Below are 11,691 nucleotides of genomic sequence, written 5' to 3' on the forward strand. Positions count from 1 at the left end.
GCCTGACCCGGCCCCGGATCGAGTGGGCGACGGCTTTGCCGACGTCGCGCCCGCTCGAGCCGCCCACCAGTTTCCCAGTTCCCTCGCGTAGCGTATCGAGGGCGAGGGCCGGTTTCCCGTTCGGAAGCCGGCCCTTTGTTCGTCCTCAGCCTAAGCGATTCGCTCGGGCACCTCGGCCGCATCCTCCGCGATCGCCGAAGCCGGTGCGACGGCCTCCCATGGAAACACGAACCAGTCCTTGGTCACGGTCCGGTCGATGACCCGCGCACTATACTCGATCCGCTCCGCCGAGCTGACATTGTCGATCAGCATCGCAAACCGCACCGATCCTTCCACGGCTCCGGCGGCGGCAAGCGCCCCGCGCAAATGCGTGATGGTCCGCCCCGAATCGTTGATGTCGTCGAGAAACAGCAGCCGCTCACCCTCACGCGTACGCTTGGCGAGCTTGACCAGCGGCTCGTCGGCGAAATCCTTCACCTGGCTCGAATAATCGACCGACAGCGTCGGCAGCCCGATCGCATGGCTGAGAAACACCGCCGGGACGAGCCCGCCACGACCGATGCCGATGATGAAATCGGGCTTCCATGCGGTGTCCTCGACCAGCTTGGCGGCGAGGATATGGATCGCGGCGACGAATTCGTGCTGCGGGATGGGGGTGAAGATCGGCATCGGCGAATGCTAGCGGCTTAGGCCGAAGACTTCACCCCAAAACCTAGCTTCTTGTTTCCCCGCGAAGGCGGGGACCCAGTCTGGGCTCCCGCCGTCAGGGCCCCTTCAAAGTATTACTTTGAAGGGAGACCCTTCGCGGGAGAACAAGGAGTGGCCGATGCTCTTTCAGAGTCAGATCGTCTCCAGCGCCTGCTCGAAATCGGCGATCAGATCGTCCGGATCCTCCACCCCGATCGAGATCCGAACGAGGTTGTCCGTGATCCCCAGCGCCTGCTTGCGCGCATCCGGCACCGACAGATGCGTCATCCCCGCAGGATGGCTCGCCAACGTCTCGGTCCCGCCCAGCGACACCGCCAGCTTGGCGATCTTCAGCGCATCGAGGAAGGCGAAACTCTCGCGCTCGCCACCCTTGAGGTACAGCGAGAAGGTCGAGCCACCCCCGGTGCAATGGCGCCGATAAATATCCGCCTGCCGCTCCATGCCAGGCTCGTCCTCAAGGAAACCGAGATACGCGACGCGCTCGACCTTCGGATGATGCCGCAGGAAACCGCATACCTTGGCCGCATTCTCCCCCGCACGGCTCATCCGCAGTTCGAGCGTCTCAAGCGACCGCAACAGCATCCAGGCGGTGTTCGGATCGGTAATCGTCCCGATCGTGTTCCGCATCGTCCGGATCGTGTTGATATGCTCCTTCGTGCCGAGCACACCGCCCGCGACGAGATCCGAATGCCCGCCGACATACTTGGTCAGCGAGTACACGACGATATCCGCGCCATGCTTCAGCGGCTGGAACCACAGCGGCCCGAGGAACGTGTTGTCGATCGCGATCGGCGGCTTTTCACCCTTGAAGATCGCGTCACGGCTGGCCGCGACCGCCTCGACATCGACCAGCGCGTTGGTCGGGTTGGCCGGGCTTTCCAGATAGATCAGCGCGACGTTGCCGGTCGCTGCCTCGGTCATCACCGCGTCGATTTCCTCGCGCGTCGCGCCCGCCGGGAAGTCGAGCCACTTCACCCCGAACTTGCCGAGCACGCGGCCGATCAGCGTCTCGGTCGCGGCATACAAAGGTCCCGAATGGACGATCGTGTCGCCCGGCTTGACCATCGCGAGAAACAACGTCGCGATCGCCGACATGCCCGACGAGAAGGCCAGCGCGTCCTCCGCCTCTTCCCAGACGCCGAGGCGGTCCTCGAGAATCTCCTGGTTCGGGCCGTTGAAACGCGAATAGACGAGCCCCTCGGCACCGCCCGGACGCTTGCCGGTGACGCCTTCGAAGTGGCGCTTGCCCGCTGCCGCGTTGGGAAACACGAACGTCGAGGTGAGGAAGATCGGCGGCTTCAGCGAGCCTTCCGACAGCGCGGGATCGTAGCCATGGCCCATCATCAGCGTCGACGGCTTCAGCTTGCGCCCACCGATCTTCTCGACCTCGGGCTTCGGCGCGACTCGTGCGGCGACGCCGGTCAGGTCTGCTTCGGTTTCCGCGGGTACGGCACCGGCGGTATTCGGGGTATCGGACATCATATGCTCCTGCGTGGCCCGTCTGGCGCGGGCCGATGTGCAGAGCCTAAACGAGCGATGCGGGATTTGGGACCCGCTATAGGCCGATGATGCTGATCTGGCGCCCATAGGAGGGCTCGCCGCGATGGGTCGCGCGCCGATAGCTGAAGAAGCGATCGTCATCGGAGTAGGTGTCGAGCCCGAGCGCCTCTATCCGCCCGATCCCGGCGACCGCGAGCCGGCTGACGACATACGCCTCCAGGTCGAACTGATAATGGTCCACTCGACCGTCGGCGAAGAAGCGCTCGTTCTCCGGATCCGCCTCGCAGAACCGGCGGATGAAGGCGTCGTCTACCTCATAGCTGGTGCGCGCGATGCACGGCCCGACCGCGGCGACGATCCGGTCGCGGTGTGCACCGATCGCTTCCATCGCCAGGATCGTCGCATCGGTGACGCCGCCGAGCGCACCTTTCCAGCCGGCGTGAGCCGCGGCGACGACACCGGCTTGCGCGTCGGCGAACAGCACCGGTGCGCAGTCCGCGGTGAGGATGCCCAGCGCGAGGCCGGGGCGGTTGGTTACCAGTGCGTCGGCATGCGGGCGAATAGCGTCGTCGAACGGCTCGATCACGGTGACCGCGTCGGCGGAATGGACTTGATACAGCCCGACGAGTTTCGCACCCGGCAGGACAGCCTCGGTCGCGCGGCGGCGGTTCTCGGCGATGTTCGCCGCATCGTCGTCGGAGCCGATGCCGACGTTGAGGCTCGCATACGCGCCGGTCGACACACCGCCACGCCGGCCGAGAAAGCCGTGGGGAATATCGCCCAGCGCCTTCGCGCGGATGACGTCGATGGTCATTTTAGGTCACCCAACATCAAACACATCCCACCCCGGCGAAGGCCGGGGCCCAGTTGGGCGACGTTGCTAACAGCAGGCAACGCGCCATTACCAACACCTTTCCAACTGGGCCCCGGCCTCCGCCGGGGTGGTGGCCTTTCGCTACGATATCTCTGAAGGCACCGATCATCACAGCACGAGCCGCATGATCCGGTCATCATCCGGCTGCTCGCCGACCATGAACACATACCGCCCGATCTCCACAAAGCCGTATCGCTGGTAGAACCGGATCGCGCGCGCGTTATCCACATACACGCTGAGGATCAGTTCCGTACGGCCATCCGCGCGGGCGGCATCGATCACCCAATCCATCAGCGCAGGCCCGACGCCCGCGCCATGCTGATCGCCGCGCACATAAAGCTGGTGAAGTTCGATCCCGGTCTCAGGCCACTCGCCCGGAAACGCGACAGGCCCGATCTTGGCAAACCCGACGATCTCACCAGCCTCGTCCACTGCAACGCGGACCGTGTAGGCGGGGTCGGACAGTTGCGCCGGCAGCCCCGTCTCCCCGAACGTCTGGTCGAGAAACGTGGCAAGGTCTTCGGGGCGGTACAGCGTGCCGAACGTATCGGTGAACGACCGCTTCGCCATCGCGGCCAGTTCTGCGCCGTCGGCGGGCACGGCATCGCGATAGGCGATCATGCAAACGCCGCCGGGGTCGGCCAAGTGGGCGCGGTGATCGCCAGCGCTTTGAAGAGAATACCCATGTCGTCCATCAACCGCCTCCGATCCGTAGCCAATGACTCGGCCCGCGCAGGCGACGCCTTGGCGAGCGCCGACGTCCGCGGGTCGATCCCGAGCGCACCGAGCAGGTCGCGCTGGCTTACCGGACCCCAGGCGATCGCACCCTCGGTCTGCGCGGCGGCGGCAAGCGTGGTGAAGTCGACATGCGCGGTCAGGTCGTGCGCGCCGGGCGCCTCGAACGGGTTGGCGAACGCGTGGCTGCGAACCGCCTGCAACGTGTCGCCGAGCGCCGGGCCTTCATAGCCATAGTCGACCGCGATCAGCGCACCGCCCTGCGCGGCGATGCGTTTGGCGAGGCCGCGAACGATGGTGACGGCGGCAGGCGACGTCTCGAGGATCGAGCCCGCGGGGGCATCGCGGAACGGCTCCGGAATCACCGCATCGGGGAGCGGCTTGCCCGCGATCGGCAGGAACAGCAGGTCCTGCGCCGCGACGAGACGCTCGTGCCACTGCCCGCGCTTCACCAACTGGCGGATCGGCAGCGCGTCGAAGAACTCGTTGGCGACGACGATCAACGGGCGATCGGTCGGCAGCGTGTCGATCGTATCGTGCCAGGTCGCGGCAGGGGCGCGCTCGGCCTGCGCCTTCCGCAACGCCGGGCTGGTCTCGACGAAATGCACGGGCGGCGTAAGCCCGGCCTTCGCCATCGCGCGCGCCGCGTCGGCGGCAAGCGTCCCGCGACCGGGTCCGAGTTCGACCCACGCTACATCCGGCCGCCCCGCGCGATCCCACAGATCGGCGCACCAAAGACCGATCAGCTCGCCAAACATCTGGCTGATCTCGGGCGCAGTGGTGAAGTCGCCGCCAACCCCCAGCGGATCGCGCGTTGCATAATACTGCGCGTTGGCCGCCGCCATATACTGCGCAACGGGGATCGGTCCCGCGAGTGCAATCGCTCGGGCGAGGCGTTCTGGGAGAGCGGTGTCGGTCAGGGGGGTGTCGGGCATGTCGACCATCTCAAAATCTCTACCACCCCGGCGGAGGCCGGGGCCCAATTGGAACGTCCGTAGTGACGTACGTTGCGCGTCGTTACATCAACCTTCCCAACGGGGCCCCGGCCTCCGCCGGGGTGGTGCTTCTAGTCGAAGGAAGCCGCGTTACGCGACGCTCTGCGTCCCCGCGATCGACTCGACCCGCACGCGGCGCTTGGCCGACGTCGCCACCAGATACCCGCCGCCAATGATCATCGGCACGCACAGCCACTGCCCCATGTGCAGCCCGGTATGCTCGGCAAACGCCCGCAGCTGCGAATCCGGCTCGCGGAAGAACTCGACGGTGAACCGTGCGAGGCCGTAGCCCAGCACGAACAACCCGACGAGCTTGCCCGGATCATAGCGCGCCTTGGTCTTCCAGAACGCGAACCAGAGCAACGCGAACAGCAGCACGCCCTCCAGCCCGGCTTCGTACAACTGGCTCGGATGCCGCGCCGGCTCGACCATCCCGAACGGCACGGTGCGCTCGAAAATAATGCCCCAGGCGACGTTGGTCGGCTTGCCCCAGAGCTCGCCGTTGACGAAGTTGGCGAGCCGCCCGAAGAACAGGCCGAACGGCACGCAGCACGCGATATAATCGTGCACGCGCAACCAGTTGAGCTGGTGCTTCCGCGCGAACAGGATCAGCCCAAGGGACGTGCCAATGACCCCACCGTGGAACGACATGCCGCCATCCCAGAGCCTGAAGATCCGCAGCGGATGCAGGAACATCTCGGGCGCGTAGAAGATCACGTAACCGAGCCGCCCGCCAAGGATGATGCCGAGCGTCGCGTAGAACACCAGGTCGTCGGCATGCCGCCGCGCCATCGGTGCGCCGGGCTGGGCGAGCAGCTTCAGCAGATACCACCAGCCGAGCAGGATCCCGCCGATATAGGCGAGGCTGTACCAGCGCAGCGTGAAGAAGCCGATCGAGAAGACGTCGGGGTGGAGCCCCAGATCCTCGAAGCGGATGTGACTGCCGACGGCAGCTGAAATGGTCGACAGGATCAAAGGCTTTTCCCCACGCGTTCGCCCCTGCATAAAGAGCCATAACGATAAGACCAATAGGAGAGCGATATGCGGACCGAGCTCGATGCGGCGATGGATTCGACGATGGCCGCGCTGACTGCGCCTGACGGCATGCTGGCGCTAGGGTCGGCCGAGCGGTTCGGCGTGACGCTGCCGACGATCGCCGCGGCGCCGCCCGCGCTCAGTTACTATTTCGCGCACTATGCCAACGAACACCGCGACGCCGTCTTCCTCGTCTCGGGTGCCGAGCGGCTGACGTTCGGTGAGGTCTACGCCGCCGCCGAACGCACCGCGCGCGCCCTTGTCGGTGGATACGGCATTGCGAAAGGCGACCGTATCGGCATCGCGATGCGCAATTCGCCGTCGTGGATCGTGCTTTACATGGGCATCGTCATGGCCGGGGGCGTGGCGACGCTGCTCAACGGCTGGTGGCAGTCGGAGGAACTAGAGGCGGCGATCGGCGAGGTCGACTGCACGCTCGTGTTCGCCGATCCGCTCCGCGTGAAGCGACTCGCGCAGATCGCGGGGCTGACCGCGCCGGTGGTCGAGATCGACGATGCGCTCGCGTTGGCAGCGGCTCTCGCACCCGTGATCGCGAAGGACGATCACACTGCGGACCTGCCGATGCTCGGGCCGGACGATCATGCGACGATCCTGTTCACGAGCGGCTCGACCGGCCAGTCGAAGGGCGCGCTGTCCGAACATCGGTCGATCGTGCAGGGCATCTTCAACTATCTCGGCCAGGCGATGATGATGGTCGGCATCGCCACCGCGCAAGGGTCGCCGCCGGTCGGCCAGCCCGTCACGCTGCTGACGATCCCCTTGTTCCACGTCACCGCCGAAGTCCCGGTATTCCTTCAGAGCTTCGCGATGGGCCGCAAACTCGTCCTCATGCCGAAATGGGATGCCGGCGAAGCGATGCGCCTGATCGTGCAGGAAGGCGTCACCTATTTTGTCGGTGTTCCCTTGATGAGCTTCGAAATCTTGAACCACCCGGACCGCGCGAAGTACGACCTCTCGACCGTCACCGACTTCGCCGCAGGCGGTGCACCGCGCCCGGTCGATCATGTCCGCCGCATCGACGAGGAAATGGGCGGGAGCGCGCCGCTGATCGGTTACGGACTCACCGAGACCAATGCGGTCGGCACCGGCAACTGGCGTAGCAACTACCTCGCCAAGCCCAATTCGGCGGGGCGGCCGTCGGCGCCGTTGGTCGACTTGGCCATTCTCGACGAAGCCGGCCACCCGGTCGATCAGGGCCAGCGCGGTGAGGTCTGCATCCGCACGATCTGCAATTTCAAGGAATACTGGAACCGCCCCGACGCGACCGCTGCCGCCTTTACCTCAGATGGCTATTTCCGCACCGGCGACATCGGCTATCTCGATACGGAAGGCTATCTGTTCATCGTCGACCGCAAGAAGGACATCATCATCCGCGGCGGCGAGAACATCTCGTGCCAGGAGGTCGAGGCGGCGCTTTACGAACATCCGGCGGTCGCGGAAGCCGCGGTGTTCGGCCTGGCGGACGAAAAGTTCGGCGAGGTTCCGGGGGCGGTGGTAGTCCCGCAGGAGGGCGAGACGTTGACCTCGGACGATCTCTGCGCGTTCCTCCACCAGCACATAGCTGCCTTCAAGGTGCCGCAGCGGATCTGGATTTCGGAGGAGCCGTTGCCGAGGCTCGGAACGGAGAAGATCGACAAGGTCTCGCTCAAAGCCACCTACCGAGCGCTGGCCTGACTTCCCTCGCCCCTTCGGGGAGAGGGAGGGAGGAGCCGCTTGGCGACGGAAGGGAGAGGGGCGGTGAGACTCCCGGCGATGTCCCGGAGACCCACTCCCCTCCTCCGCCGCTTCGCGCCACCTTCTCCCCGTGGGGGAGAAGGATTAGAGCCACGTCATGATTAGCAGGCGTGAGATTTTAGTCGGCGGCGGCGCGGGGGTCGGGCTCGTCGTTGCCTGGAGTCTCTGGCCCCGAACCTACGCCCCAAACCTCGTCGCCAACCCCGGCGAAACCCCGTTCGGCGCGTGGCTCAAGATCGGCACCGACGGGCACGTCACGGTCGCCGTCCCGCAGGTCGAGCACGGCCAGGGCGTCTACACGACCCTCCCCCAGATCGTCGCGGACGAGCTCGGCGCGGACTGGCGCACCGTCGGTATCGAGCCCGCCCCCCTCAGCCCGCTCTACGCAAACCCGATCGGCACGCACGACCTGTTCGAAGGGCTGTTCGACCGTCTCCCGGAGGGCACTGCGCAACCGCCGATGCTCACTGGCGGATCAAGCTCGATCCGGATGTTCGAGCAAGCCTGCCGCGAAGCCGGCGCAGGCGCCCGCGCGTTGCTCTGCATGGCGGCGGCCAAGCGCTGGGACGCCGACTGGACCCAGGTCAACGTCGACGCCGGCTTCTGCACGCATGCCGGCAAGCGCATCCGCTTCGCCGAACTCGCCGAGGAGGCCGCGAAGTTCACCCTCCCCGATCCCCTTCCGCTCGGCATCCAGGGCGCCGGCAAGCTGGTCGGCAAGTCGGCCCCCCGCCTCGACACCCCGTCGAAAGTCGACGGCTCGGCCAATTTCGCGGGCGATGTCCGCCTCGCCGACATGGTCCACGCCGCGATCCGCCAAGGTCCGGTCGGCGGTCGCCTGACAAGGGTCGACCGCGCCGCCGCAGACCGGATCCGCGGCGTGCTGTCGGTGGTCGAGAACCCGCGCTGGGTGGCGGCCGTGGCTACGACAGGGTGGGCCGCGCAAAAGGCGCTCGACGCGCTCGCACCGCGATTCGAGAACGACGCTCCCCTCCCCGATACCAGGTCGATCGACGCAGCACTCGACGCCGCGCTAGCCCGTCCCGGCACGCAGATGGCGTCCGCGGGCGATGTCGCCGCAACCTTCCAGGGCGCCAAGCTCGTCACCGCGACCTACCGCGCTGGCCTCGGCCTGCACGCAGCGATCGAGACCCGCAGCGCGACCGCCTCCTTCTCCAACGCCCGCCTCGAACTCTGGCTAGCAACGCAAGCGCCGGGACTCGTACGATCGGCAGCGGCGCGCGCGGCGGACCTCAGCGAGGATGCCGTCGTCGTCCACCCGATGCTGATCGGCGGATCGTTCGGCGCCGCGCTCGAACACGACGTCGCCGAACAGGCGGCGGTGCTTGCAGTAAAGCTAAGACGCCCGGTCAGCCTCGTCTGGTCGCGGGGCGAGGATTCGCTCCACGATCACTACCGCCCACCCGCCGTCGCAAAGATGGCCGCACGGCTCGCCCCCAACGGCGCGATCATGGGCTGGTCGGCCAACATCGCGGCGCCCTCGACCGGTGCCGAGATGGCACGCCGGATGATGCCGGGCCTCGCGACTGAAGCCGCGCTGATCGGTGTCAAAGGCGACCGCTACGCCGTGGCAGGCGCGGCGCCGGTCTATCGCATCCCCGCCTATACGGTCGGGCACCACCCCGCCGAGATCGGCATCCCGACCGGCCACCTCCGCGGCGGCGCGCATGGCTACACCGCGTTCTTCACCGAATGCTTCCTCGACGAACTCGCGCGCACTGCTCAGTCCGAACCGATGTCGTTCCGCATCGCCATGCTCGGCGGCGAACCCCGGCTCGCGCGCTGTCTCTCGACCGCGGCGGCGCTCGGCGGCTGGGACGGCGGCGTCGCCGGCAGCGGCCAGGGCATAGCGTGCCACGCCTTCCGCGGCAGCTACATCGCCGTCATGGCGGAGGCGCACATCGGCGCGGACCAGCGCCCGGTGGTCGACCGCCTCGTCGCCGCGGTCGATTGTGGTGCGCAGATCAATCCCAACATCGTCCGCCAGCAGATCGAGGGCGGGCTGATCTTCGGCATGGCCGCCGCGCTCGGCGCATCGACCGGTTTCACCCGCGGCCTCGCCGACGCGCGCGGGTTCGACACGATCGGCCTGCCCCGCCTCGCCGACACCCCGGACATCACCGTCGAGTTGATCCGTAGCGACGAAGCTCCCGGCGGCGTCGGCGAACTCGGAGTCCCCGCGGTCGCGCCCGCGATCGCCAATGCGCTCTATGCGTCAACAGGCTTCCGCATCCGCAATTTGCCTTTAAGACCAGCACCATGACCCTGCCCCCCGATCACCCCCCGATTCCCAAGCCCAGAATCGGCGTGTTGCTGATGAACCTCGGCACGCCCGATGGCCCCGATGCGAAATCGGTGAAGCGCTATCTCGGCGAGTTCCTGTCCGATTCGCGGGTCGTCGAGATCCCGCAGATCGCGTGGCAGCCGATCCTGCGCGGCATCATCCTCAACACGCGCCCGAAGAAGTCCGCGCACGCCTATGCGCAGGTCTGGCGCGAGGATGGGTCGCCACTCGCCGCGATCACCCGGTTGCAGGCGGCGGCGCTGAAGGATGCGTTCGGGCCGGAGGTGCTTGTCGATTGGGCGATGCGTTACGGCAATCCCTCGATTTCGGACCGGCTGACGGCGATGAAGGCGGCGGGTTGCGAACGCATCCTGCTCGCGCCGCTCTACCCGCAATATTGCGCAGCAACGACCGCGACGGCGAACGACAAGGCGTTCAAGCATCTCGCCGGTCTGCGCTGGCAGCCGGCGATCCGCACGCTGCCGCCTTACTATGACGACACGCTCTATATCGACGCGCTGAAGGACTCGCTCGAAGAGGGGCTCTCCGCCCTCGATTTCACGCCCGAGGCGATCGTCGCCAGCTTCCACGGGATGCCGAAGCGGACGTTGCAGCAGGGCGATCCGTATCACTGCCATTGCCAGAAGACCGCGCGACTGCTCGGCGAGCGCATGGGGCGCGAGCTGACGATCGCGTTCCAGTCGCGGTTCGGGCCGCAGAAGTGGCTGGGGCCGGCGACCGACGAGACGCTTGTCGCGCTCGCCAAGGCTGGCAAGGCCAAGGTAGCGATCTTCGCGCCGGGTTTCTCCGCGGATTGCCTGGAGACGCTGGAGGAACTGTCGATCCGCGGACGCGAGAGCTTCGAAGAGGCTGGCGGGACGCACTTCGCCTATCTCCCCTGCCTCAACGACAGCCCGGTCGGCGTGGAAATGTTGCGCAGCATTTTGGCGCGCGAGCTTGAAGGATGGGTGCGGGCTGGCTAGCCTCCACAAAAGGCTGATCTTGGGAGAGATACTGATGGCACGCGTCGCAATTGTAACCGGTGGTACGCGCGGAATCGGCGAAGCGATCAGTCTGGCATTGCAGGACATGGGCCTTACCGTAGCGGCAACCTATGCCGGCAACGACGCGCGCGCGAGGGAGTTCACTGAGCGCACGGGCATTGCAGCCTACAAGTGGGACGTCGCCGACTATGATGCGTGCCAGGCCGGCTGCGCGCAGGTCGCCGCCGATCTGGGCGATGTCGATATCGTCGTGAACAATGCCGGTATCACCCGCGACGGCACGATCCTGAAGATGACGTACCAGGATTGGAAAGAGGTGATGGACACCAATCTCGGCGGGTGTTTCAACATGGCCAAGGCGGTGTTCCCCGGCATGCGTACGCGCAAATGGGGGCGGATCGTCAACATCGGCTCGATCAATGGGCAGGCCGGGCAGTACGGCCAGGTGAACTATGCCGCGGCCAAGTCGGGCATTCACGGCTTCACGAAAGCCTTGGCGCAGGAGGGCGCGCGGGCGGGCGTAACGGTAAACGCGATTGCGCCGGGGTATATCGATACGGACATGGTCGCGGCGGTGCCGGCCGACGTGCTGGAGAAGATCGTCGCCAAGATCCCGGTGGGGCGACTCGGCCAGGCGACCGAGATCGCTCGGGGGGTGGCGTTTCTGTGCTCGGAGGAGGGTGGGTTCGTTACCGGGTCGACGCTGAGCATCAATGGCGGCCAGCACATGTACTGACGGGCGCAGGCGCGGCTACGTCCGCGCCGATGCCAGCAAGCGAA

10 protein-coding genes are annotated in these 11,691 nt (G+C 66.5%); 4 read left to right on the top strand and 6 right to left on the bottom strand.

Annotated elements, in window-relative coordinates; genetic code table 11:
- Nucleotides 1-150: 150 nt before the first annotated feature.
- From AC3D24_RS12505 to lgt, 6 genes are all read right to left on the bottom strand, one after another.
- Nucleotides 151-669, bottom strand: a complete 519-nt coding sequence (locus tag AC3D24_RS12505) for a phosphoribosyltransferase (protein WP_489031090.1) — start codon at nt 667-669, stop codon at nt 151-153.
- A gap of 171 nt (nt 670-840) precedes the next feature.
- Nucleotides 841-2,187, bottom strand: coding sequence for a cystathionine gamma-synthase family protein (locus AC3D24_RS12510; RefSeq protein ID WP_489031092.1), 1,347 nt, complete (start codon nt 2,185-2,187; stop codon nt 841-843).
- 76 nt (nt 2,188-2,263) lie between these two features.
- Nucleotides 2,264-3,022, bottom strand: coding sequence for a peptidoglycan editing factor PgeF (gene pgeF / locus AC3D24_RS12515; RefSeq protein WP_489031094.1), 759 nt, complete (start codon nt 3,020-3,022; stop codon nt 2,264-2,266).
- Nucleotides 3,023-3,190: 168 nt separating this feature from the next.
- Complete coding sequence (locus tag AC3D24_RS12520; protein WP_489031096.1) at nt 3,191-3,703, bottom strand: GNAT family N-acetyltransferase; 513 nt, start codon at nt 3,701-3,703, stop codon at nt 3,191-3,193.
- Nucleotides 3,700-4,761 carry a class I SAM-dependent methyltransferase gene (locus AC3D24_RS12525; RefSeq protein WP_489031098.1) on the bottom strand — a complete coding sequence of 354 codons (1,062 nt, stop codon included), beginning with the start codon at nt 4,759-4,761 and terminating at the stop codon, nt 3,700-3,702. Before AC3D24_RS12525 ends, AC3D24_RS12520 begins: the two co-directional genes overlap by 4 nt.
- A 141-nt stretch (nt 4,762-4,902) precedes the next feature.
- Nucleotides 4,903-5,784: a prolipoprotein diacylglyceryl transferase gene (gene lgt, locus AC3D24_RS12530; protein WP_489033138.1), complete on the bottom strand. Its 882-nt coding sequence runs from the start codon at nt 5,782-5,784 to the stop codon at nt 4,903-4,905.
- A gap of 69 nt (nt 5,785-5,853) precedes the next feature.
- Here lgt and AC3D24_RS12535 point away from each other — a divergent pair, with 69 nt between their 5' ends.
- From AC3D24_RS12535 to phbB, 4 genes are all read left to right on the top strand, one after another.
- Nucleotides 5,854-7,542 (top strand): class I adenylate-forming enzyme family protein, encoded by a 1,689-nt coding sequence (locus AC3D24_RS12535; protein ID WP_489031100.1) that lies wholly within the window; start codon nt 5,854-5,856, stop codon nt 7,540-7,542.
- Nucleotides 7,543-7,699: 157 nt separating this feature from the next.
- A complete protein-coding gene (locus AC3D24_RS12540; RefSeq protein ID WP_489031102.1) occupies nt 7,700-9,886 on the top strand; it encodes a xanthine dehydrogenase family protein molybdopterin-binding subunit in 2,187 nt (728 codons plus the stop codon).
- Entirely contained in the window at nt 9,883-10,890 is a 1,008-nt protein-coding gene (gene hemH, locus AC3D24_RS12545) for a ferrochelatase (protein ID WP_489031103.1), read from the top strand. Before AC3D24_RS12540 ends, hemH begins: the two co-directional genes overlap by 4 nt.
- A gap of 34 nt (nt 10,891-10,924) precedes the next feature.
- Nucleotides 10,925-11,647, top strand: coding sequence for an acetoacetyl-CoA reductase (gene phbB, locus AC3D24_RS12550; RefSeq protein WP_489031105.1), 723 nt, complete (start codon nt 10,925-10,927; stop codon nt 11,645-11,647).
- Nucleotides 11,648-11,691: the final 44 nt, after the last annotated feature.

The sequence above is a fragment of the Sphingomonas sp. SL1004 genome, from assembly GCF_057815015.1.

Excerpts from the sequence above, each read along its gene's own strand:
- AC3D24_RS12505 (WP_489031090.1), bottom strand. The coding sequence starts at position 669 with ATGCCGATCTTCACCCCCATCCCGCAGCACGAATTCGTCGCCGCGATC.
- AC3D24_RS12510 (WP_489031092.1), bottom strand. The coding sequence starts at position 2,187 with ATGTCCGATACCCCGAATACCGCCGGTGCCGTACCCGCGGAAACCGAA.
- pgeF (WP_489031094.1), bottom strand. The coding sequence starts at position 3,022 with ATGACCATCGACGTCATCCGCGCGAAGGCGCTGGGCGATATTCCCCAC.
- AC3D24_RS12520 (WP_489031096.1), bottom strand. The coding sequence starts at position 3,703 with ATGATCGCCTATCGCGATGCCGTGCCCGCCGACGGCGCAGAACTGGCC.
- AC3D24_RS12525 (WP_489031098.1), bottom strand. The coding sequence starts at position 4,761 with ATGGTCGACATGCCCGACACCCCCCTGACCGACACCGCTCTCCCAGAA.
- AC3D24_RS12535 (WP_489031100.1), top strand. The coding sequence starts at position 5,854 with ATGCGGACCGAGCTCGATGCGGCGATGGATTCGACGATGGCCGCGCTG.
- AC3D24_RS12540 (WP_489031102.1), top strand. The coding sequence starts at position 7,700 with ATGATTAGCAGGCGTGAGATTTTAGTCGGCGGCGGCGCGGGGGTCGGG.
- hemH (WP_489031103.1), top strand. The coding sequence starts at position 9,883 with ATGACCCTGCCCCCCGATCACCCCCCGATTCCCAAGCCCAGAATCGGC.
- phbB (WP_489031105.1), top strand. The coding sequence starts at position 10,925 with ATGGCACGCGTCGCAATTGTAACCGGTGGTACGCGCGGAATCGGCGAA.